This is a genomic window from Seinonella peptonophila, from assembly GCF_900129355.1.
Lineage (GTDB): Bacteria > Bacillota > Bacilli > Thermoactinomycetales > Thermoactinomycetaceae > Seinonella > Seinonella peptonophila.
This window is the reverse complement of sequence record NZ_FQVL01000008.1, coordinates 1-22655: the sequence shown is the minus strand read 5'-3', so window position 1 is coordinate 22655 and position 22655 is coordinate 1. Positions and strand designations below refer to the sequence as shown.

At 43.3% G+C, this 22655-nt stretch carries 19 protein-coding genes and 1 riboswitch; of the genes, 15 read left to right on the top strand and 4 right to left on the bottom strand.

Annotated elements, in window-relative coordinates; genetic code table 11:
- Positions 1-34 precede the first annotated feature (34 nt).
- The gene (gene ribD, locus BUB71_RS12895) at positions 35-1147 is read right to left on the bottom strand and encodes a bifunctional diaminohydroxyphosphoribosylaminopyrimidine deaminase/5-amino-6-(5-phosphoribosylamino)uracil reductase RibD (protein ID WP_073155470.1); all 1113 of its coding nucleotides are present in this window, start codon (positions 1145-1147) and stop codon (positions 35-37) included.
- A gap of 156 nt (positions 1148-1303) precedes the next feature.
- Positions 1304-1444, bottom strand: a riboswitch (FMN riboswitch).
- A 479-nt stretch (positions 1445-1923) separates the two neighbouring features.
- Here ribD and BUB71_RS12890 point away from each other — a divergent pair.
- The 6 genes from BUB71_RS12890 to BUB71_RS12870 all read left to right on the top strand — a co-directional run bounded on the left by BUB71_RS12890 (position 1924) and on the right by BUB71_RS12870 (position 11310).
- The gene (locus tag BUB71_RS12890) at positions 1924-4293 is read left to right on the top strand and encodes a 3-hydroxyacyl-CoA dehydrogenase/enoyl-CoA hydratase family protein (protein WP_073155253.1); all 2370 of its coding nucleotides are present in this window, start codon (positions 1924-1926) and stop codon (positions 4291-4293) included.
- A gap of 110 nt (positions 4294-4403) precedes the next feature.
- Positions 4404-5585, top strand: a complete 1182-nt coding sequence (locus tag BUB71_RS12885) for an acetyl-CoA C-acyltransferase (protein ID WP_073155252.1) — start codon at positions 4404-4406, stop codon at positions 5583-5585.
- 16 nt (positions 5586-5601) lie between these two features.
- Positions 5602-7377, top strand: a complete 1776-nt coding sequence (locus BUB71_RS12880) for an acyl-CoA dehydrogenase family protein (RefSeq protein WP_073155251.1) — start codon at positions 5602-5604, stop codon at positions 7375-7377.
- A 220-nt stretch (positions 7378-7597) separates the two neighbouring features.
- Positions 7598-7756, top strand: coding sequence for a hypothetical protein (locus tag BUB71_RS19630; RefSeq protein WP_175552365.1), 159 nt, complete (start codon positions 7598-7600; stop codon positions 7754-7756).
- A gap of 45 nt (positions 7757-7801) precedes the next feature.
- On the top strand, positions 7802-9790 hold the full coding sequence (locus BUB71_RS12875; RefSeq protein WP_073155250.1) for an ATP-binding cassette domain-containing protein: 1989 nt from the start codon (positions 7802-7804) through the stop codon (positions 9788-9790).
- A 425-nt stretch (positions 9791-10215) separates the two neighbouring features.
- Positions 10216-11310, top strand: coding sequence for an MrcB family domain-containing protein (locus BUB71_RS12870; protein ID WP_073155249.1), 1095 nt, complete (start codon positions 10216-10218; stop codon positions 11308-11310).
- Between the two features lie 42 nt (positions 11311-11352).
- Here BUB71_RS12870 and BUB71_RS12865 read toward each other — a convergent pair whose 3' ends face one another.
- Together BUB71_RS12865 and BUB71_RS12860 are read right to left on the bottom strand one after the other, a co-directional pair.
- Positions 11353-12555: an aminotransferase class I/II-fold pyridoxal phosphate-dependent enzyme gene (locus tag BUB71_RS12865; protein ID WP_073155248.1), complete on the bottom strand. Its 1203-nt coding sequence runs from the start codon at positions 12553-12555 to the stop codon at positions 11353-11355.
- Positions 12552-13049 (bottom strand): Lrp/AsnC family transcriptional regulator, encoded by a 498-nt coding sequence (locus tag BUB71_RS12860; RefSeq protein WP_073155247.1) that lies wholly within the window; start codon positions 13047-13049, stop codon positions 12552-12554. Before BUB71_RS12860 ends, BUB71_RS12865 begins: the two co-directional genes overlap by 4 nt.
- Before the next feature lie 196 nt (positions 13050-13245).
- Here BUB71_RS12860 and pruA point away from each other — a divergent pair, with 196 nt between their 5' ends.
- The 9 genes from pruA to BUB71_RS12815 all read left to right on the top strand — a co-directional run bounded on the left by pruA (position 13246) and on the right by BUB71_RS12815 (position 22036).
- On the top strand, positions 13246-14790 hold the full coding sequence (gene pruA, locus BUB71_RS12855) for an L-glutamate gamma-semialdehyde dehydrogenase (protein ID WP_073155246.1): 1545 nt from the start codon (positions 13246-13248) through the stop codon (positions 14788-14790).
- Positions 14791-15311: 521 nt separating this feature from the next.
- A complete protein-coding gene (locus BUB71_RS12850) occupies positions 15312-16061 on the top strand; it encodes an IucA/IucC family C-terminal-domain containing protein (protein ID WP_073155245.1) in 750 nt (249 codons plus the stop codon).
- Positions 16062-16156: 95 nt separating this feature from the next.
- Positions 16157-16759, top strand: coding sequence for an undecaprenyl phosphate transporter UptA (gene uptA / locus BUB71_RS12845; RefSeq protein WP_073155244.1), 603 nt, complete (start codon positions 16157-16159; stop codon positions 16757-16759).
- An 80-nt stretch (positions 16760-16839) separates the two neighbouring features.
- A complete protein-coding gene (locus BUB71_RS12840) occupies positions 16840-17028 on the top strand; it encodes a twin-arginine translocase TatA/TatE family subunit (protein WP_175552364.1) in 189 nt (62 codons plus the stop codon).
- A 109-nt stretch (positions 17029-17137) separates the two neighbouring features.
- Positions 17138-17428: an Asp-tRNA(Asn)/Glu-tRNA(Gln) amidotransferase subunit GatC gene (gatC, locus tag BUB71_RS12835; RefSeq protein ID WP_073155243.1), complete on the top strand. Its 291-nt coding sequence runs from the start codon at positions 17138-17140 to the stop codon at positions 17426-17428.
- 11 nt (positions 17429-17439) lie between these two features.
- The gene (gene gatA / locus BUB71_RS12830) at positions 17440-18906 is read left to right on the top strand and encodes an Asp-tRNA(Asn)/Glu-tRNA(Gln) amidotransferase subunit GatA (protein WP_073155242.1); all 1467 of its coding nucleotides are present in this window, start codon (positions 17440-17442) and stop codon (positions 18904-18906) included.
- Complete coding sequence (gene gatB / locus BUB71_RS12825) at positions 18903-20336, top strand: Asp-tRNA(Asn)/Glu-tRNA(Gln) amidotransferase subunit GatB (protein ID WP_073155241.1); 1434 nt, start codon at positions 18903-18905, stop codon at positions 20334-20336. Before gatA ends, gatB begins: the two co-directional genes overlap by 4 nt.
- A gap of 46 nt (positions 20337-20382) precedes the next feature.
- Entirely contained in the window at positions 20383-21123 is a 741-nt protein-coding gene (locus BUB71_RS12820) for a sirohydrochlorin chelatase (protein ID WP_073155240.1), read from the top strand.
- A gap of 13 nt (positions 21124-21136) precedes the next feature.
- A complete protein-coding gene (locus BUB71_RS12815; RefSeq protein WP_073155239.1) occupies positions 21137-22036 on the top strand; it encodes a YegS/Rv2252/BmrU family lipid kinase in 900 nt (299 codons plus the stop codon).
- A 355-nt stretch (positions 22037-22391) separates the two neighbouring features.
- Here the strand turns inward: BUB71_RS12815 and BUB71_RS19625 are convergent.
- Positions 22392-22655: hypothetical protein (locus BUB71_RS19625; protein ID WP_175552363.1), on the bottom strand; the 264-nt coding region annotated here is incomplete at its 5' end.

Below are 22655 nucleotides of genomic sequence, written 5' to 3'. Positions count from 1 at the left end.
TCCTTTCTATATGGTATTTCTTATCAGATTTGATCTATTTTTCATCACTCGTTGTTGGTTTCACATACCCTGTTACACATAGATCGTTACCATATTGCTCCCAGCTAATTTGATCTAATTCAATTGCATCTGCCATTCGATCGGGGCTTGGATCACCAATGGCGGAGAGGCTTCTTTTCCCACCAAGTATTTTGGGCGCAATAAAGGCAATCACTTTTTGTACACGATGTTCAGCCAATAGAGACCCGTTGATCGTTCCACCGCCCTCGACTAACAGGCTGAGGATTCCTTGTTTGCCAAGTTGTTGAAGCATGAGGCCAAGATCAACACGATTGCCTGCTCCGCATTCAAGCAATTGGACTCCTTTTGCTTGAAACTGCTCAGCATGTTCTGATTTCATCGCTGCTTCGGTGGTACAGATCAGGGTGGGGGCAGTACTTACATCGATCACTTTTGCTGTGAACGGAGTTCGCAGCTGACTATCTACTATGATGCGGATGGGATGTTTTCCACCGATTTTAAAGCGAGTGGTCAGTTCTGGATCATCGGCAATAACAGTTTGTACGCCAACCAAAATTGCTTGGTATTGGTCACGAAGCTCATGCACACGCTCTCTTGATATTTCATTTGTAACCCAACGGCTATCTCCGGTATGAGAAGCGATTTTTCCATCAAGTGTTGTCGCCATTTTTAAAGTAACGAAAGGCAAACCAGTTAATCGATGATGAAAATAAGCCTCGTTTAATCGGTTGCACTCCTCTTGCAGTACATGAGTCTTCACTTCAAGACCAGCTTGTTGTAAACGAGCGATTCCCTGTCCTGACACACGAGAATCAGGGTCTGTTGAACCGACTACAACTCGTTGAATGCCTGTTTTTAAAATTGCTTCTGTACAAGGTGGTGTCTGTCCATGATGGTTACATGGCTCTAGTGTGACATAGATTGTCCCACCTCTCGCACGTTCACCTGCCATCTGAAGTGCGTGCACTTCTGCGTGTGCTTCTCCTCGACGCAGGTGTGCTCCTTGACCAACTAGGCGTCCATCATTGATCACAACAGCTCCAACCATTGGATTAGAACCGGTTTGCCCTGTTGTAGCTTCTGCTAAGGTAAGTGCTAGCTTCATCCAGTCTTGATCTGTTTTCATAAAAACTCCCCTCATAAAAAAACTCCCACTACCGAGGGCAGTGAGAGATTGTTTGGCATCTTCAAATAAACTCAAGCAATGAGGCATTTGTGTCAAAGGCAGCATTAAATATAGCTCCATTGAAAAATAACACGCCTCTATGCGAGTCTACGATCCACCATCCTTCTCCCATCCAGACTATTACTGTCGGCTTCGGAGTTGCACCGAATCCACCGCGATTAGCGGGTCACGGACTGAGGTGATTGATCCATCACCATCACCGCCGGTCGGGAGTTTCACCCTGCCCCGAAGGATGCTTATGCAATTGTTACAAGAAGAGTATACCCAATTATAGGATAAAAGTCTAGAGATACTTAAAAAAAGTAAGTGAATTAGACTGAAGCAAAACCGAATGAGCGAGTGGAGAGGTGATCCCGCGCAACTTAGCGGAATGGTAGCTGAAGCGGTATTTTCTTTTCGGGCAAACTGTTCGAGTCTCCGCAGGCGGATGCCGAAGTTTTGCCCGACCGCGAAGGTTGACAGAACGCGAACAGACCCACATCCTAGCTAGCCCAGTTCGGAGCGTCGCCGAGAACCACGAGCACGAGCCGCCGATCACTAGGATTTGTCTACAAGATGAACCCATTCCCTCAACAATACTTAACGTCACTAGGAATTGATTGGTATAATAAAATTAGTTCAGATGAATTGATTAATTCTATATAGATAGAATATATAGGAAAATATCAGGTCGATTAGATGGATGATGAATCACTGAATTGATAGGGGGCAATGAAATGAAGGTGGCTGTACTGGGCGCAGGTGTGATGGGGGCTGCTATTGCTGCTCATTGTGCAAATGTAGGAATCAAGACCCTTTTACTTGACATCTTGCCAACTGCATTAAATGAGGAGGAAATGCGACTAGGTCTTACATTATCAGATTCAAGAGTAAGAAATCGCTTCGCTCAGCAAGGATTGAATCGCTTATCGAAAGAGCGACCTTCGCCAATCTATTCCCCAGAGGTGCTGTCCAACATTGAAATAGGAAACATGACCGATCACTTATCACGGCTAGCTGAAGTTGACTGGATTATTGAGGTTGTAGTGGAGCAGTTGCCGATTAAACAGCAACTTTTTGCCCAGATTGAACAATATTGGCAACCAGGTACAATTGTTAGTTCTAACACGTCAGGAATTTCACTTCATGAAATGGTCAGAGAGCGAACGGCTGCTTTTCGTGCCCATTTTCTTGGCACACACTTCTTTAACCCTCCGCGTTATATGAAGTTACTTGAACTGATTCCTACTGAGTGGACAAAGAAAAAAGTGGTAAATCAAGTACAAGATTGGGCAGAAGAGCGCTTAGGAAAAGGTGTAGTGATCTGTAAGGATACACCTAATTTTATTGCCAATCGAATCGGCACCTATGGAATTCAAGTAACCCTACAAGCGATGGAGCGGTTTGCATTGCGCTTTGATGCTGTTGATGCAATTACAGGGCGTCTGATGGGGCGACCGAAAAGTGCCACATTTCGAACGCTTGATCTAGTTGGACTTGATACCTATTGCCACGTTGTTCGCAATGTTTTAGACAGGAGCTCGGATGAAGAAGATCAAAGTGTTTTTCAATTATCATCATCGATTGATCAGTTGGTACAAAAAGGATGGCTTGGGCAAAAGAGTGGTCAGGGATTTTATTTAAAAGACGGAAGTGGGATCAAAGTACTTGACACAACAAGTTTTCAATATGTGAAAAGAGAAAATTACATCACACCAGCAATGATGCAGGCAAAGCAAATAGGCTCTTTGCCGAAAAGATTGCAATTATTACTCTTTGCAGATGATCCAGCAGGGAAATTTGCTTGGGAGATTACCAAGAAAATTTTACTTTATTCAGCCAGACAAATAAGTGATATCGCTGATCATCCATTACAGATTGATCAAGCAATGCGTTGGGGATTTCATTGGGAGTTGGGTCCATTTGAAGTATGGGAGGCACTTGGAGTAGAAAAAGTGGCGGAACGAATGAAGCAAGAGGGAGACAAATTGCCCGCATGGATAGAGTCTTTACTCAGAAAAGAACATCCTAGCTTCTATCCTCAAGTAGAAGGATCAATAAAAATAGCTCATCCTTCTGGTGCTTTGATTGATTACCCCATCCATGATAAGGCAATTCCATTAAAAAATTGGCGAAAAAGTTCTCATGTCATCACACAAAATCAGGGAGGAACACTGCTCGATCTCGGTGATGGCATCGCTTGTCTAGATTTCCATGCTCCAAAAGGTGCGATTGGTCCTGATTTTATCAATATTCTGCAACGCTCTATCGATGAGGTAGATCGACGATTTCGGGGACTTGTGATCGGGAGTGTAGCGCCACACTTTTGCGTAGGTGCAAATTTAATGCTGATGCTACTAGAAGCACAGGAGCAAAATTGGGATGAGATAGAGGGGATTATTCGCAGCTTTCAACAGACTCTTGCTTCGATTCGAACAGTTGAAAAACCAGTTGTTGTTGCCCCATATGGTCGGACATTAGGAGGTGGGGTAGAACTTTGTCTGCCAGCGGATCAAGTACAAGCAAGTACTGAAACTTATATGGGTCTCGTCGAAACGGCTGTTGGCTTGATTCCGGCTGGAGGTGGTTGTAAAGAAATGCTGGTTCGAATGACAAAAAATGCGAAGCATCCAGTTGCACGTCAAGAAGCTGTCAATCAGCTCTTTCAGCAGATAGCATTGGCTACTGTCTCTACAAGCGCTGAAGAAGCGAGACGTTTGGGCTATCTTCGTTCTATAGATCGTACAACGATTCGAAATGATCAGCTCCTATTTGATGCAAAGCAGCAAGTAACCGCTTTAGCAGAGACTGGATATCGTGCATCAAGCATTGGAAAACTGGCTGTAGTAGGTAACACAGGCTATAGCACATTAAAGATGGCAATTTACGATTTTCAATTAGCAGGTAAGTTAACCGATCATGATGTGACAATTGCAGAGAAATTGGCATATGTCTTAGCTGGTGGAGATCTTCCAGAGGGAACAGAAGTGACCGAAGAGTATCTACTTGATTTGGAAAGGGAGGCTTTTCTTCATCTGATTGATCAACCCAAAACTCAAGCGAGAATGCAATATATGTTACGCACAGGAAAACCGTTACGTAACTAGAAGTTAATCACAAGCTAAGCACCATATGCACTTATAACAGACTGTAGTTGGATGATGAGCAACTGTTTGTCCGATTCGTAAAGCGAGTCAGGAACAAGGAGTGATATGGAATGAAAGAAGCTGTAATTGTAGCGGGTTGTCGCACAGCTGTTGGCAAAGCGAAAAAAGGAGCATTTCGTCATACAAGACCAGATGAGCTAGGGGCTGCCGTGATCCAGGATTTGTTAACACGCGTGCCACAAGTGGAGCCTCATATGATTGACGACCTGGTGATCGGGTGTGCGTTTCCGGAAGGTGAGCAGGGAATGAATGTAGCACGGATTATGGGTTTGCGTTCAGGTCTGCCGACTACAGTGCCTGGCATTACTGTAAACCGATACTGCTCATCTGGCTTGCAAAGTATCGCGATGGCAGCGGAAAGAATTATGTGTGGATTTGCTGATGTGATCATCGCAGGAGGGGTCGAGAGTATGAGTATGATTCCGATGGGTGGATTTCGCATTGCGCCCAATCCACATTTGATGGATCACTATCCACAAGTATATATGTCGATGGGTCACACAGCAGAAGAAGTGGCAAAACGTTATCAAATTTCACGAGCTGATCAGGATCACTTTGCTGTAGAGAGTCATCGACGTGCTACTCAAGCGCTTGAACAAAAGCGCTTTGAGGTTGAAATTACTCCTATTCATGTAAAAGAGAAGTATTTTGACTCATCAGGAAAGGTGCAGGAAAAGGAATCGATTGTGCAAGTAGATGAAGGGGTACGTTCAGATACAAACTGGGAGCGTTTAAGCCAGCTTCCACCTGCATTTCGTGTGGATGGTACAGTAACGGCTGGTAATACATCGCAAACAAGTGATGGTGCAGCCGCAGTAATGATCATGTCAGCAGAGCGGGCAAAATCACTTGGATGTAATCCAATCGCAAAGTTTCGCGGCTTTATGACAGGTGGTGTTGATCCAGAAGTGATGGGAATCGGTCCCGTTGCAGCGATTCCAAAGTTATTAAGCTACACGGGGTTAACACTTGATCAGATTGATTTAATTGAACTCAATGAAGCATTTGCCGCCCAGACTTTAGCGATTATGCGTGAGCTAAATCTGGATGAGCAAAAAGTAAATGTAAACGGTGGAGCCATCGCGCTTGGGCATCCGCTCGGTTGTACAGGGACTAAATTAACGGTCTCTTTGTTAAATGAGTTGCAAAGAAGAAGTCAACGTTATGGAATTGTTACCATGTGTATCGGTGGTGGAATGGGCGCCGCAGGTTTATTTGAAATGATGTCATAATCAGGAGGATGAACCAATGAAGCGAATGAAGGGCGGAGCTTTCTTGTTAGAGTCTTGTCAACCGGAGGATGTTTTTACACCAGAAGATTTAAATGAAGAACAAAAATTGATTGCCAAAACGACAGATGAATTTATCCGTGAGCAAGTTTTTCCCTTGCTTGAACAGATTGAACAACAAAATTTTTCACATACCGTTCGTTTATTACAAGAGGCTGGTGAACTTGGCTTGCTAGCAGCCGACGTGCCCGAAGCGTATGGGGGGATTGGATTAGATAAAGTGAGTTCCACGCTGATTACAGAAAAAATGGCGCAAGGTCGTTCGTTTGCACTTTCACATGGTGCCCATGTAGGAATCGGCACTTTACCAATCGTCTTCTTTGGTACTGAACAACAAAAAAAGCGATACCTACCAGCGCTTGCTAATGGAAAGAAGCTGGCTGCATATGCGTTAACAGAGCCTGGCTCCGGTTCAGATGCATTAGGAGCGAAAACAACAGCAGTTTTACAAGAAGATGGTAAACATTATCTATTAAATGGTGAAAAACAATGGATTACCAACTCCGCTTTTGCCGATCTCTTTATTGTCTATGCAAAAGTGGATGGAGAAAAGTTCTCCGCATTTATTGTTGAAAAGGATTTCCCCGGTGTAAGTACAGGGCCTGAAGAGCACAAAATGGGGATCAAAGGCTCTTCAACAAGAACACTCATCTTGCAAGAAGCGCAAGTGCCTGCAGAAAATTTGCTCGGTGAAGTGGGAAAAGGGCATTTGATCGCGTTTAATATATTAAATATGGGACGATTTAAATTAGCTGCTGGAACAGTAGGAACAGCAAAGCGTGTACTTGAGCTGGCGATCAAATATGCGTTGGAACGGAAACAATTTAAACAGCCTATCGCTTCTTTTCCATTAATTCAAGAAAAAATCGCCACAATGGCAATTGAGCTTTATGCGACAGAAAGCCTCGTCTATCGGACTGCGGGCGTGCTAGATCAGGGACTATCTGGAGTGGAGCAGAAGCAAGGGCAAGAAGTTGCCAAAGCGATTGGTGAATATGCCATCGAATGTTCGATTGCCAAAGTAGTCGGCTCTGAAATGCTTGATTATGTGGTTGATGAAGCTGTACAGATTCATGGTGGCTATGGTTTTATGAGTGAATACGAAGTAGAGACCCATTACCGTGATTCACGAATTAATCGAATCTTTGAAGGAACGAACGAGATTAATCGCTTACTCATCCCTGCTGCATTGATTCGAAAAGCGAATAAAGGAGAACTTCCCTTCTTTGCAAGGGCACAAGGACTGCAAAGTGAATTGATGAACCTTATGCCTACACTTCCTGATCCACAAGCAGCGCCCCTCACACTCGAACAAGAGCAGATCAATCATGCAAAACTACTCTTTTTATTTGTCGCAGGTCAAGCAATTGAACGATATGGAACAAAATTGACAGAGCAACAGGAAATGATTCGAGATATTTCAGATATTGCTCTTTCTATCTACACAATGGAAAGTACATTACTCCGCGCTGCCAAGCAACAAAATCAGAGCAAGCCAAATGCAACTTCTCACCTCCAATTTGCTGAAGCATTGATCTATAACCGAATGCAAAAACTAGAACAAATCGCTCGGCATACGTTAACTGCTCTCTTTACAGGTGACACACTTCGAGTCCAACTCGCCATCCTTCGCAAACTCACCCGAATTGAGCCCAAAAACGAACTTCAATTGAAACGTAACATCGTCAAGCAGCTTCTAAAGGCAAAAAAATATATTGTGCAAAGCAGATCATAATTATTTATTCCGGTCGTAGTCGTGCTTCACTGCATCGCTCCAACACAATTTGCCTGATAGAAAAATGCTATCCAGTTACTATTTCACTAAGTGGTGTATAAAATGGAGCTTTGCTGATAACTTCTCTCCTTGTTCACTAGGTTAATCTTTGGTCTGAGCGGCTCCATTGGAGTCGCTATTATATCATAAATAGAAAATTCTTATAAAAAAGGTGGGTTAGATGAATACTTGTTTATTTGTAGTCGATGTTTCAAATGGTTGTATAAATGATCTTACATATCATGTATTAGAGCACTATAAACAGAAAATATCATGTAATATAAAAATAATCACTGTCTTAGTCATCAATATGACTCCCATGTGGAGCCGCCGCGCCTAGTACGAGGTGAGGAACCCAACGAGGATCAATCAGAAAGGAACGTTCGTGCCACGATTGTTTGGACTGTTTCATAAAATCAAAGAAACAGTCCTGAAAAACAACAAAGTAGACGAGAGAGACGACGAGCAGGCCGTCACCAGTGCAACTAAAGAGGTAAAAAGCTCCATCAATGCAAATAAAAGGCTTTTTATCACAGTGTTGATGATGACTGTGATCGAAGCTGTGGCTGCTGCACTGATTGAAGTCTCTCGTGGACAGCTGGTCAAAAACCAGACTTCCACTGCAGTGCTTGCGATCACGGGAGTCGTCCTGACTCAAAACTGGCTGATGCTTGCGTTCTATGCAACGCTGAAGCCTCTGGCTGCACACATGGATCAGTACCTGTTCATTCGGGTGTTTGATTCCATCTCTGCTGCCACTCGTAACAGCCTGGCAAGATTCCATGAGCGTTTTGGTCCCACGACTCACAACATGGTGTCTTCCCTTACTAGAGCCTATGCAACCGATTACCCCAACATTTTCAACGGAGCCATCATCATCCTCGGACAGATGGTGGTGATCGGTTGGGCGTTTGGGCTAAAGTACCTATGCATTGCGGTGCTAGGGGTCGTCTCCATATTCGCTCTCACACCGATCCAGGTGTGGGTGGATCGAAAACTGGCTAACGAACAGAAAAGGATCGAAAACGAGAAAAACAGTCACTTCAACGAAATCGTAAAATCGATCAAAGTCCATCAAACGATGGGCACACTTAAGGTAAAGCGAAACGAGCAGGAACAGCTTCATCAAAAGGCGATCAGGCTTCAGTTTAAGTATCTCCTGCCCAGTATTCTCTGCACAGGAGTCGGCCGGCTTTTGCCTGTATTCATTACCGTGTCTTGGAGTTTGCTCGAAGTATTGCGGGATAACCTGCACCCAGGCATGCTGGTTATGCTTTACGGACTCCTGTACACCAGTATGTTAGTCACCTACACTTCTCTTCAGGTCTTCCGTAACTTGAAAGGAAATCTCTGGGGACAGCTAACGCACTTCGGAACAGCAAGGAGCCTACCGAGCACACCAACGGGTATGGAGGTGATAGCAGAGTCTACCGATTTTCGAGTTCCTGCCCCCTTCCGAGTGGAGCGTTCTACTGAGCATGACGCGGAGGAAAGGCAATCGCCAACTTCCACTATCTTCTTTTCTCGGGGACTTATGGCCGAGAATCTGAAGAGGTACCGTTCTCTCCCGCCTGAAGTGCGGATCGACCCTACAGTAGGGCTGCTTGTTCGGTCAGGGGCGACACTTGTCATAATCGGAGAGTCTGGGAGTGGCAAGACAACACTCCTCGATGCCATCACTGGCAACCTGACTCCAGAAGAGCTGCTGGGAGGCGAGGTTCAATATCGTACATCTGACAACCGGTGGGTGAATAGGTCTGAGATCAAATGTCCCAATGACTCGATCATCCCAATTCCTCAGGAGGCTAATGAATTTTGGGTCACAGGTACCGTTGAGGACAACCTCATGCTGCCGTTTCTGTGGCTCAAGCAGTTTCCTCCTGAGAAGAGCGAGCGCATCATTCGCGCAGCTTTGCGAGTAGCAGGACTACCAGATGAAGCGGATATAGAGTCCGCAAAGCAAGCGATCGTCCAGAAGGCTCTACAGGTGGTTCGACTCTCTGAAACGAAACTCCATCAGAAAGGGGCTAGTGGTGGAGAACGGACACGTACGGTAGTCGCCCGTGCAGTTGTGAGGATGTACCTGGTGATCGCTGTAGAAAAGCATCGACCCATCATGGTAGCTGACGAAATCACTTCCAATCTAGATCCCAAGAGCAAAAGGGAGATGATGGAAGGATTGGATCAGGAGACTGATCGGCTAGGCGTCACATTCGTCATCACGACGCATGACGAGAAAGTCATTCCTGGCACTGCCACTGGCATTGTCCTGGGAAGTGTTGATGAAGGCACTTTCGCCATCGTCGCGGTGGGCCCCGTCAACGTCCTCAGGAGGATGGACGAAACTTACCGTAATATCTATGACATTTCGTGAGCTTGGGCTCACAACTTCCCCCTCCATTGCGAGGGGGAGTAGAGTATAAATTACCCGAATATTCTGGTTATAAATCTCGCCTCATCCGAGATTCCACTCCTTTATCATTTATTCTTCTAACTCAATCTCAATTCCATACCCCACCGTAAAAGTTTAAAGCTCGGAACTACTTTTTCAGGAAAGCAAGTAGAAGTATGGTGTGGCTAGATATAAATAAGAATTCTTTGTTCTTGATTCAAAGGGAGAAATCATTCATATGGATTGGTGTTTTTTGGTGGATTTTTCACAATATCGATATATTTTAGTAGAAAATTGAGATTACAGAACATTTATTGTAAAATAAAATAAAGAAAAATATGTTTTTTGTCGTTTACATCTATATAGTTTGGGCTATGAAATGTGTTAATCAAAATTCGGGGGTTCATATGAGGGAGATTTTTGAGAGAATATTTGATCGTTTTTTAACTCATGGTAAATCTGCCGATAATTGGTTTGAAGATTTTGTACAAACATATGTATCTGACATACTGACTTCCAATGCGTTTGTAAATCGTGAACAGTATTTTTATAAAGGGTTCATCGTGGAAGATGAACAAGGGAGATCATATATCCCCAAAATCACTATATCTGATCGATCCATTACTTCATCCGATGGGCAAGGATATTACATCGCTTATCTTTTCTGTTCTGACTTCAGTGGGTTTTATATATCTTTCAATCAAGGATGGAGCTTTTATCGTGATCAAGGTCAGGGTAACTACCTAGAAATGATCCAAAAAATATCAACAGCCTGGCAGGGGATACTCTATTCGCCATTAGCTGATTTCACCCATTCGATTGATTTAAAGAGTGATGATCCATTAGCTAAAGAGTTAGAGCTGGGGCATATCTGTGGAAAGTTTTATCAACGGGAAAATATACCTGCTGACGATCAACTTGTCAATGATTTGCGTAATTTACTAGGAGTATATCGCGAATTGAAAGGCCGGTTGAACGATACGGATGTCCAATCTTTTCATGATCAATTGATTGGAAAAAGATTATATGAGAGCGATTCCTCTTTTCATGATCGAAGAGACTTAGAGTATCAATTATCGATCTATGAGAGTTTGGACAACTTTGAAACAGAAACGTACCCAAAGTTTCCATATCAGGATGATCTATTTCATACAGAGGTTCGAAATCCTCGTATGGCAAAGCAAGTATTACAAAGAAATAATTTCAAGTGTGAGATTGATCCAAACCATTTTACTTTTATCTCAAATATAACTGGAAAAAACTATGTCGAAGCCCATCATCTGATTCCAACCCATATCCAAAGCCAGTTTGTGCATCAACTAGACATCCCAAGTAATATTATCTCACTTTGTCCGAATTGCCACCGTGCCATTCATCATTCTGCAACGTTTCATAAGAAAAAGCTACTTGAGAAGCTATTTAACCGGCGCAAAGCTGAATTACGCAAAGCTGGTTTGGATATTCATATTGATCAATTATATAACTTATATGGTGTGATATAACAGAACCCTCTGTTGCATCACGCTTCAGAGGGTTTAATTGAATTATTGATTCTGAGCTTTAATCAGTGGCAGCTGGCTCTGCTTTCGCTTTACAAAACGTTCAATCCTTTGTAATGCTTCACCAAGCCGTTCAATTGATGTAGCATAGGAGCAACGAATATGACCAGCTCCACTAGGACCAAAAACATCTCCAGGTACAACAGCTACTTCTTCTTCCATCAACAGTTGTTCGGCAAATGTTTGTGAATCCAGACCTGTTGCTTGGATCGATGGAAAGACATAAAAGGCGCCATGTGGGTCGTGGCATGTGAGTCCCATATCTTGAAAAGCTTTTACGACAAGACGTCGGCGGCGATCATATTGTGCTACCATCGATCGGCATTCATTCATCCCATTCGTTAAAGCTTCAAGAGCGGCTGCTTGGCTAGTAATCGAAGCACAGAGTGCTGTATATTGATGGATTTTTAACATGCCGTTCAATAATGGTACAGGTGCGGCTACATAACCGATTCTCCAGCCTGTCATAGCAAATGCTTTGGAGAAACCATTGATGAGAATGGTGCGTTCTTTCATCTCAGGGAAACTCGCAATCGAATAATGATCCCGACCTCCATATGTTAGCTCTGCATAGATTTCATCAGAGATCACAAGCAAATCATGTTTTTTAATTACTTGGATAATCGGCTCCCAATCACGTTTGGTCATGATGGCTCCAGTAGGATTGTTTGGATAACAGAGAATGATTGCTTTTGTCTTAGGTGTGATCGCTTTCTCTAGATCTTCTGCTTGGAGCTTAAAGCCACGATTAGCTGGTGTAGTGACCGGCACAGGTACACCGCCTGCTAGTTGAATACAGGGTGTATAGGAGACATAACAGGGTTCAGGGGTTAAGACTTCTTCTCCAGGTGAAAGAATGGTACGCAGTGCGAGATCGATCGCTTCACTAGCCCCAAATGTAACCAGAATTTCCGATTCTGCTTGATACGTTATGGAGAATCTTTTTTCCAGATAGACTGAAATTGCCTCAAGAAGTTCTGGCGTTCCCCGATTTGATGTGTAAGAAGTCATCCCTTTCTCTAAGGAATCAATACTTGCCTCTCTTACATGCCAAGGCGTGACAAAATCGGGTTCACCTACACCAAGCGATATAGCGTTTGGTTTTGAATTAGCGAGATCAAAAAAGCGTCGAATGCCCGATGGAGGAATGTTGCGAACGATGGGAGAGATTTTATCTTCGAGATTCATGGACTAATCACCAACCGTTGATCATTTTCAGGGTCATCAAAGATGACACCATCTTCTTTATATTTTTTTAAAACAAAATGCGTCGTTGTACTTACAACCGAGTCAAGGGGAGAGAGTTTTTCTGTGACAAAACGCCCTACTGCTTCTAAGGAATCGACTTCTAAACCAACGGAAAGGTCATATGTACCAGACATCACGTAGACACTATGAACCTCTGGAAAGCGATAAATGCGCTTAGCTAAAGCATCAAAACCATGTCCTCGCTGTGGTGTGATTTTCACATCGATCAGGGCATATACTTTTTGCCTCCCTAATTTCTGCCAATTAACCACTGTGCCAAAACGAAGAATGATCCGTTTTTCTTGAAGTTCCTTTAGCTGTTTCTCAACCGCTTGTGCTGTTACCCCCAACATATCTGCTAGTTGCTGTACTTCAATTCGGGAGTTCTCTTGTAGTATTGTAACGATTTCCTCTTGTAGCTGTTCGGGCTTCATCTTTTTACTCCTTCAGTAAATGTAAAATCTAGAGGCTATTATATAACAATTAAGTTTGTCATCATAGGGTTAATATGTCACTGATTTCACTGATTTAACCGAATCAGATTATGAAATATCAAGATCAGGGAATATTATATGTGTGAAGATAAGATAAAATATGTATTGAAAGGACTCTTTAAGGGGGCATATTAGGATGATCGAATTTCAGAATGAGCCGTTTACCGACTTTTCGGATGATCAGGAACGTATGTCATTTGCACGTGCATTAGATCGAGTCAGGTCTCAACTTGGGAAGGAGTACCCTTTACTGATCGGCGGTGAAGAGATTGAAACGGATCAGAAAGTGAAGTCGATCAATCCTTCTCGACTCGATGAAGTAGTCGGAATTGTGTCTGAAGCTGATGAGCAGTTAGCCGAGCGTGCGATGGAGGCAGCGGGTTTGGCGTGGTCATCATGGAAGCGATTTTCACCTGCGGCTAGAGCTAGAGTTTTATTTAAAGCAGCAGCCATATTGCGCCGTCGTCGGCATGAATTTTCCGCTTGGATGGTGTTAGAGGCAGGGAAAAGCTGGGTTGAGGCAGATGCGGATACAGCAGAAGCAATTGATTTTATTGAATTTTACGGTCGCGAAATGTTGCGCTTGGGAGAGCCGCAGCCTGTTACCTCTATTCCAGGTGAAGATAATCAATTGGTCTATATTCCATTAGGTGTGGGTGTGATCATCCCTCCCTGGAATTTTCCGCTTGCGATTATGGTAGGCATGACAACAGCAGCTATTGTAGCTGGGAATACAGTTGTTCTAAAGCCTGCGAGTCCTACTAATGTGATCGCTTATCAGTTTATAAAGATATTGGAAGAGGCAGGATTGCCGGCTGGAGTAGTAAACTATTTGCCTGCTCCTGGTCGTACAGTTGGTGAGTATCTAGTTAAGCACCCGCAGACCCGTTTTATCTCTTTTACAGGTTCACGCGAAGTAGGATTACGAATCAATGAATTGGCTGCCAAAACGGTACCCAAACAGAAGTGGATCAAGCGAGTTGTGGCTGAGATGGGTGGCAAAGACTCGATTGTTGTAGATGAAGATGCAGATTTATCAATTGCAGTTGATGCTATAGTGAAATCTGCATTTGGCTTTTCTGGGCAGAAGTGTTCAGCTTGCTCCAGAGCCATTGTTCATCAAGCCGTTTATGATGAAGTATTGGAACGAGTTGCCGAGAAGACCAAAAAATTAAAGGTAAGTGAAACCGATCAGCTAGGCATTGATTTAGGGCCTGTTATTGATGAAAATGCATATCAGAAAATCCTTGAATATATCAAGATTGGCAGACAAGAAGGGCGGATCGTCGCGGGAGGAGAGAAGGCTGAAGGTAATGGCTACTTTATCCAACCGACCGTGATCGCCGATGTGAGTCCTGATGCGCGGATTGCCCAAGAAGAAATATTTGGCCCCGTCGTCGCTTTTATCAAGGCAAAAGATTTTGATGAGGCGCTAGCGATTGCAAATAATACGGATTTTGGCTTAACCGGCTCACTGATTTGTCGGGATCGATACAAAATTGAAAGAGCTAGAGAAGAATTTCATGTAGGAAACCTTTATTTCAATCGAAAATGTACAGGCGCTTTGGTTGGCGTTCATCCTTTTGGAGGGTTTAACATGTCAGGTACAGATTCAAAAGCAGGAGGACGCGAATACCTACTCCTTTTCCTACAAGCGAAAAGCATTTCAGAACAATTGTAGCTTTGTTTAGAAGCCATTCGTTTTATGAGTGGCCGAGACTGACGAAAAACCCTAAGTTGAGAAAGCGAATTAGACAAAGTAGATGTATCATTCCCATGAGGAAATGGTTCGCAATGTAGCCGACTTTCAGGCGCTACAAAGCCGCGACTGTGTAGCGAAGAATAGGCGGTAGTACTGTCTGAGGCATAGCCGAGTTGATACACCCTGAGCGAGCAGTCGTGGCGCCTTGAATACACCTTCGTAGCCTGAACTGGAGGCGAAATGCGTAACCATGACTCTAGAAAAAGAGAAGTTGATTACTTTGTCTACAATCTGAGCCACTCGTTTTATGAGTGGCTTTTTTTATTATGAAAAAAAGGATAATCTAATTTTTTATTGCAATTTTTTCAAGTTGGGTTATAATGAGAACCAATCTCATATAATTGATAATGAATATCATTATCTTGTTTATACCAAATTTGGATAATACTTGATGTTTAAAATAAAAAATACATCGTAGTTTGTAGAGGGGAGGAATGGGCATGCTTGAAGAGTTGGTTGTATGGAAGGATGACCTGCGCCTGACGGATACACCTTCTCCGATGGACTCTCTAGCGGTTCGAGACTTGTTAGACTCGGATCGATGTCAGCATTTTCTCCGCAAAATATCTGAGCAATTGCAGACGCCTAGTCCACTTGTTACTGCCTCTATATTTTCAAAACGCTATGCATACTCACTGGTTGTTTCAACACTTTGGTCGATGAGCATTCTAAATCGAGGGCTTCCAATTCAAGTTGATAATTGCTACCTCGAATCAGATTATGATCATGGAAAATGGCTTCCACGCCTACGAATTGTCGACTGGCAGGCGACAGAACCAGGGGAAGATCGAGTCGCCTGGCGCAATCAGTTACTCATCCAATTATTTGCAGATCATTTGACTCCTATTTGGGAGCAGTTACATCAAATAACAGGGATTGCAAAGTTAGTATTATGGGAAAATACAGCGATCTACATTTATTGGCTATATCAATCAAAGTTACAGGATGCTCATTTATCAGTTAATCAGTATGCTCAATCAGAAGAAGATTATAAAGCGATTTTATTTGACTTGGATGCGTATCATTTTGGTGAACGTATTCAACCAATGAGAAGGCTTTTGGCCAGCGTAACCAATGAACAGCGGAAACGAAAAACTTGTTGTCTAAGCTATCTCTCATGTGGTGGTCTGGAAAGTTGTGCCACTTGTCCTCGCCGTCGAAGCAAGTCAAAAGCTATCCTTTCAAAATAGTTATAGTTCAAAAAATAGGTAGACGTTTGGGATTTCATTTCGTTATGATTAAATAGTTGTTATTACTTCTAAATAAAGGTAGGTCAACTATACGTATGATCATGTCTCTTTTAGAATGGCTAGGGAATTTTGGCTATTTTGGTATAGCGCTGGGTCTCATGATCGAAGTGATCCCCAGTGAGATCGTTCTTGCTTATGGTGGTTTTCTCATTGGACTAGAGAAAGTTACTTTTGTCGGCGCAGTGATCGCAGGTACAGTCGGTGGTGTCTTGGCACAGATATTCCTCTATTGGGCTGGCTATTATGGCGGTCGTCCACTTATTGAGCGATATGGAAAATATGTACTGATTAAGAAAAGTCATCTTGATCTTTCAACAAAATGGTTTGAACGCTATGGAGCAGGCGTGATTTTTGGTGCACGCTTTATTCCAGTGGTTCGACATGCTATCTCAATTCCTGCTGGTATCTCACGGATGTCATTTTGGCGCTTTACCATTTTGACCACATTAGCAGTTATACCTTGGACAATCTTTTTTCTGTTTCTAGGGTTACAGTTAGGAAAGAATTTTGACCAAATCAAAGAGTACTCAGCACCATATGTAACCCCTGTAGGGATTATTGCAGGATGTTTACTTGCCTTATATCTATTTTTTAACTGGTATCGTCGTCGACGGGATTCAGCAGATCAATCAGCGTAACGAAACCTCCAATCTTTTCGTCTAGAATCTATTGATATTGGTGTATAATATCAAAAGAAGAGATTGGAAAGGGACGATCAATGATGAGTATTAATGGAATCGAGTGGGTGATTATTTTTGTAGCAGCTCTCATCCTGTTTGGTCCCAAGAAACTCCCTGAACTAGGTCGAGCCCTCGGCAAATCTTTACGTGAGTTTCGGCAGGCGACCAGCGGAGTATTGAAGGAAGAAGAGAGTTCTTCAGAAATACCAGATAAAAGTGCTCGCTAGCTCGCGATAACCAATCGTGGGCTTTTTTGTCGATTATCTAGATTGCTTTCCTGTGCTATACTGTGAAAAGGTTGAGACCTAAGAGAACGTGAAGAATGGAGGTTTTTTTATGTCTATTTCAAAAGAAGAGGTTCAACATGTTGCCAAATTGGCTCGTTTAACGCTAACACCTGAAGAGACCACATCATTTACGCAGCAGTTAAACCAAATTCTAGATTATGCTGAAGCGTTAAAAGAATTGGATACAGATGGTGTAAAGCCGATGAGTCATCCGATGCCTGAGCATAATCGGATGCGAGAGGATCAAGTGATTCCATCGATTGAACGTGAGCTAGCTTTAGCAAATGCACCTGAACAAGAAGAGGGAATGTTTAAAGTTCCCCCTGTATTTAAAGGCTAAGGAGGATGGAGATGTCATTACTCAGCAAGTCTGTGCATGAGATACATAATGGATTAAAGAAGGGCGAATTTTCGGCAAGAGAACTAACACAGGCATCGATTGATCGAATTCAAGCAGTGGATCAAGAGGTACAAGCCTTTTTACACCTTGATGAAGAAGGAGCTGTTCAAAGAGCGGAAGAGATTGACAAACAAATTGCAGCAGGCAAGCAGCTCTCAATGCTTACAGCTATACCGATGGGGATTAAGGATAATATCTGTACCAAAGATTTATTCACGACCTGTGGAAGTCAAATTTTAGCGAACTATAAAGCAATCTATAATGCTACTGTAATCGAAAAGCTAGATAAAGTAGGAGCAAATCTGATTGGTAAGACGAATATGGATGAATTTGCGATGGGCTCTTCCACTGAGAACTCAAGCTTTTTCCCTACAAAAAACCCTTGGGATTTAAAAAGGGTACCAGGTGGTTCGAGTGGCGGTTCTGCTGCGGCAGTAGCAGCGGGTGAAGTGTGTTTTGCTTTGGGCTCTGATACGGGGGGATCCATTCGTCAACCTGCCTCTTTTTGTGGAGTAGTTGGTTTAAAGCCGACTTATGGACGGGTTTCTCGTTTTGGATTAGTAGCTTTTGCTTCTTCTCTGGATCAAATTGGTCCTTTGACAAACACAGTTGATGATGCAGCTGTAATATTAGAGGCGATTCAAGGTTATGATGATCGAGATAATACGTCAGCCACAATAGCCCCTACATCATATAGAGACTCACTGACTGGCGACATAAAAGGGCTTCGTGTAGGAGTGCCGAAAGAAATGATGGGCTCAGGAATCGATGAAACAGTCCGTGAGCAGATTAAAGGAGCATTAACCCAATTGGAAAAAATGGGTGCAGTAATTGATGAAGTATCCTTGCCCCATTCTCAGTATGCAGTCGCAACTTACTACCTGATTGCCCCGGCGGAGGCTTCTTCGAACTTAGCGCGTTTTGATGGAGTTCGGTATGGCGTGCGGCGTGAAGGGATTGACCTGATCGATCTCTATCATGAAACAAGAAGCCAAGGATTTGGTGATGAGGTAAAACGTAGAGTGATGCTAGGAACTTATGCTTTGAGTTCGGGTTATTATGATGCTTATTATCGGAAAGCTCAGCAGGCACGTACCCTGATCAGCCAAGACTTCGAAGCAATCTTTGCTGATTATGACGTTGTAATTGGACCAACAGCTCCAACCACCGCTTTTGCATTAGGCGAGCAGATTGATGACCCACTGACAATGTATATTAACGATGTTTGTACCATTCCGGTAAATCTAGCAGGGTTACCAGCCATTAGTCTGCCATGTGGCATGGCAAATGGTTTGCCTGTTGGTCTACAAATTATTGGGAAAGCATTTGATGAAGCAACCATTTTACGGGTAGCTCACGCTTATGAACAGGAGAGCGCATCAATTGGAAAACCTGTGATTGGAGGGGTGTCCGCATGAGTCAGTATGAGACAGTGATCGGATTGGAAGTACACGTTGAATTATCGACAAAGAGCAAGATTTTCTGTGGATGTTCCACTCAATTTGGCGCTCCACCTAATACGCACACTTGTCCCGTTTGCTTGGGGCACCCTGGTGTATTGCCAGCACTGAATCGTGAAGCTGTGGTCTTTGCGATGAAAGCAGCCCTGGCTCTAAATTGTGAGATTGCAGAGTATAGCAAATTTGATCGAAAAAACTATTTTTACCCTGATTCACCAAAAGCATACCAAATTTCCCAATTTGATCGACCCATCGGAGAGCATGGCTGGTTAGAGATTGAGGTAAATGGGGAGAAAAAGCGGATTGGCATTACAAGGCTTCATTTAGAAGAGGATGCAGGGAAGTTAAATCATATGGAGAATGGTGAAGGATCACTTGTAGATTTTAACCGTGTGGGTGTTCCATTGATTGAAATCGTATCAGAGCCTGATCTTCGTTCGCCTGCTGAAGCACGAGCTTATCTAGAAAAACTAAAATCAGTCATTCAATATACAGGTGTCTCTGATGTGAAGATGGAAGAAGGGTCATTACGCTGTGATGCGAATATTAGTCTGCGACCTGTAGGAAGAAAGGAATTTGGCACAAAGACTGAATTGAAAAATTTAAACTCATTTCGCAATGTCGAGCGGGCGCTTGAATATGAAGTAGAACGTCAAACCGACTTGCTAGATGAGGGAGGAGAAGTTGTCCAGCAAACATTGCGTTGGTTAGAAGATCAAAATAAAACCAAAGTGATGCGCAGCAAGGAAGAGGCACATGACTATCGTTACTTCCCTGAACCCGATTTGGTCGAGCTGCATCTTGATGAAGCGTGGAAAGCGGAAATTTTAGCTACCATCCCCGAACTTCCCGATCAACGATTGCATCGGTATGTGACTTCTTATGGATTATCCGATTATGATGCGCAAATTTTGGTTGCCCAAAAAGAGATTTCCGATTTCTTTGATCAAGTGGTTGCCCAAAAGGCAGACTCAAAACAAGCTGCCAATTGGATCATTAGTGACTTGTTAGGCTATTTAAATACAGAAAGTGTTGAACTTGCTCAAACACCTTTAAGTTCTGAGGGGTTAGCCCAAATGATCCAACTGATTGAAAAAGGAACGATCAGTAGTAAAATTGCCAAGAAAGTTTTTAAAGAGATGCTGATCAACGGTGGTTTACCACAACAGATCGTGGAGGAGAAAGGCTGGGTGCAAATTAGCGACGAAAGCCAACTTCAAGCGATTGTCGAGCAAGTGATCGCTGATCATCCGCAATCCGTTTTGGATCTACAAGGTGGAAAAGATCGTGCGCTCGGATTCTTGGTTGGTCAAGTGATGAAAGCAACACGTGGGAAAGCAAATCCACAATTGGTCAATCAATTAATTCGGAAGCAAGTACAATCGTGAGGCACATTCACTTCTTCCTAGCGATAGCCCTCTAGATTGGAGGTACATGATGCGACGAGGTGTTTTGGTTATCGCCCATGGGTCACGTGATCCAGATTGGATTCGTTTGGTTGATGATGCAGTAAACCAGGCAAAGATAGAATGCCCTGTTGTCGTAAGTTTTCTTGAGATTGTTACAGGGCGTTTGATCCCTGATGGTCTTCGAGAACTAGAAGAGATGGGAGTAAATGAAATTTTTGCACTCCCATTGTTTGTATCATCAGGGAGTACACATATTGCCGAAATCGCTCATCTACTGGGCGAGTCTCCACACTTACCAATTGAAGTTGATGAAGAACCTTATCCCCATCATGCGAAAATTCACTATTTAGAGCCAATGGATGATCATCCTTTGATTGCTGAAATTTTAATTGAACGGGCGGAGCGGCTGAGTCAACATCCATCTGAAGAGGTTTTAATGTTAATTGGACATGGAAGTGAATATGCTGGGTATCGGGAGCGCTGGCATTCCGTTGTTCAAGGATTAGGACATAGAATTTGTGAGAAGTTGCCGTTTTCAGAAGTAATAAGTGGTTTTATGCATCCTGATACGCTAGCAAGCAAGGCAAAAGAGTATGCAGGTCGTCGTATAATCGGATTACCATTATTTTTAAGTGAGGGTTATTTTACCCGTCATGTAATCCCACAGAAACTATCAGATTCATCTGTTATTTATGATGGTAAGACTTATTTGCCCCATCGTAATGTTTCTCTATGGTTAGAAGCGGTAGCGAATGTTTCAAGCTAGGATGTGAGTAATTGTGCGACAACGTGCCAGACTCATCTATAACCCAACAGCAGGTAGGGAACAGGTTGAGAAGTTGCTTGGTAAATTATTGATGTGTTTAGAAGATGCGGGTTATGAAACTTCATGTAAAGCAACTGTTGGGCATTGGGATGCGGCGAAAGAAGCGGAGTTGTCTGCACAGCTAAAATTTGATTTAGTGGTTGCAGCAGGTGGGGATGGAACCATTCATGAAGTGATCAATGGATTGCTAACACATCCTTCACCTCCCAAGTTAGGGATTATTCCAGCAGGCACGACGAATGATTTTGCTCATGCACTTCAGTTGCCTCGTGATCTTCTACAAGCATGTGAGGTTATTGCGCAAGGGAAGAGCAAAAAGGTTGACTTAGGTAAGTGGGAAAGTCGGTATTTTTGTAATGTAGCTGCGGCAGGCACGTTGACCGAAATTAGCTATGAAGCACCAATCAAATTAAAGACGATGGTAGGGCCACTTGCCTACTATGCAAAAGCACTCGAAAAAGTCGGCAAATTAAACCAAGCATTCCCCGTAACACTGAAAACACCAGAGAAAACGTGGGAAGAAGAACTGCTTTTACTAGTCATTGCGAATAGCGTGATCATTGCTGGATTTGATAAGTTAATTCCAGATGCAAGTTTAACAGATGGTTTATTTGATGTTGTGTTAATTCGAAAAGGCAATGGCTCATTGCCAGCCTCTGATTTACTTCAGATTGCTGCGCTCGCATACCGGGGCGAGCATCTAGGTGATGATCGCGTTAGTTATTTTCAAACATCAAGTATTGAAATCTCAACTCCTCATACGATTAAATTAAATCTCGATGGGGAGTGGGGAGGCGATTTACAAGGGCAGTTTTTAGTCATGCCAAAGCAAATTGAGATTTATTGCCCTTAAATGACGAACATCTGTCTCTATATAAAAACATGTACAATATATTGTCCAGATGGAGACAAAGGTAGTTAATTCCATCCATATTTCACGCTTTGACGCTGGTTCTGGCTGTATGTAAGTATGCAAGGCGCACCGACTGCTTGTTCTGAGCGATATCAACTCCGTATGCGTCATAGTGAAGCTGTAGTGTTAACTGCTTGAGAAAATATTGACTCCACTTTCTTATCAGTCTTCGTATACTCTTGGCTGTTACACGATCTTTCAAGCCACGGTGTTTCGTTAGGCATTTGCTCCATCTTTGACAGAAGAGTCTGCTTTCGAGTACAATAAAAAAGACGAGGGTTTCCCCTCGTTGTCTCTATAACAGAGACTGGATGATGACTACATGGAGGTCTGGCGAGACGTTAGCCATGTAGTCGTGGAAAGCGGCTGCCACCAGGGTAGCCGTTTTTTCATGCCCAAAAAGAGGGGCGAGCATCCAATCGTATAACTTACCACCAATGAGCTTCACAAGGTCGGAAAGCAGGTTGGTCGACACTCCAGCAGCCATCATGGGGATGGTCATCAAAGTGACATACAGCTTCCAATTCTTGCGGATGCGCGACCAGAGCGTGGGTGAGGT

Bases quoted from the DNA above. Each gene is read 5' to 3' on its own strand.
- ribD (WP_073155470.1), bottom strand. From the start codon at position 1,147: ATGAAAACAGATCAAGACTGGATGAAGCTAGCACTTACCTTAGCAGAA.
- BUB71_RS12890 (WP_073155253.1), top strand. From the start codon at position 1,924: ATGAAGGTGGCTGTACTGGGCGCAGGTGTGATGGGGGCTGCTATTGCT.
- BUB71_RS12885 (WP_073155252.1), top strand. From the start codon at position 4,404: ATGAAAGAAGCTGTAATTGTAGCGGGTTGTCGCACAGCTGTTGGCAAA.
- BUB71_RS12880 (WP_073155251.1), top strand. From the start codon at position 5,602: ATGAAGCGAATGAAGGGCGGAGCTTTCTTGTTAGAGTCTTGTCAACCG.
- BUB71_RS19630 (WP_175552365.1), top strand. From the start codon at position 7,598: ATGAATACTTGTTTATTTGTAGTCGATGTTTCAAATGGTTGTATAAAT.
- BUB71_RS12870 (WP_073155249.1), top strand. From the start codon at position 10,216: ATGAGGGAGATTTTTGAGAGAATATTTGATCGTTTTTTAACTCATGGT.
- BUB71_RS12865 (WP_073155248.1), bottom strand. From the start codon at position 12,555: ATGAATCTCGAAGATAAAATCTCTCCCATCGTTCGCAACATTCCTCCA.
- BUB71_RS12860 (WP_073155247.1), bottom strand. From the start codon at position 13,049: ATGAAGCCCGAACAGCTACAAGAGGAAATCGTTACAATACTACAAGAG.
- pruA (WP_073155246.1), top strand. From the start codon at position 13,246: ATGATCGAATTTCAGAATGAGCCGTTTACCGACTTTTCGGATGATCAG.
- BUB71_RS12850 (WP_073155245.1), top strand. From the start codon at position 15,312: ATGCTTGAAGAGTTGGTTGTATGGAAGGATGACCTGCGCCTGACGGAT.
- uptA (WP_073155244.1), top strand. From the start codon at position 16,157: ATGATCATGTCTCTTTTAGAATGGCTAGGGAATTTTGGCTATTTTGGT.
- BUB71_RS12840 (WP_175552364.1), top strand. From the start codon at position 16,840: ATGATGAGTATTAATGGAATCGAGTGGGTGATTATTTTTGTAGCAGCT.
- gatC (WP_073155243.1), top strand. From the start codon at position 17,138: ATGTCTATTTCAAAAGAAGAGGTTCAACATGTTGCCAAATTGGCTCGT.
- gatA (WP_073155242.1), top strand. From the start codon at position 17,440: ATGTCATTACTCAGCAAGTCTGTGCATGAGATACATAATGGATTAAAG.
- gatB (WP_073155241.1), top strand. From the start codon at position 18,903: ATGAGTCAGTATGAGACAGTGATCGGATTGGAAGTACACGTTGAATTA.
- BUB71_RS12820 (WP_073155240.1), top strand. From the start codon at position 20,383: ATGATGCGACGAGGTGTTTTGGTTATCGCCCATGGGTCACGTGATCCA.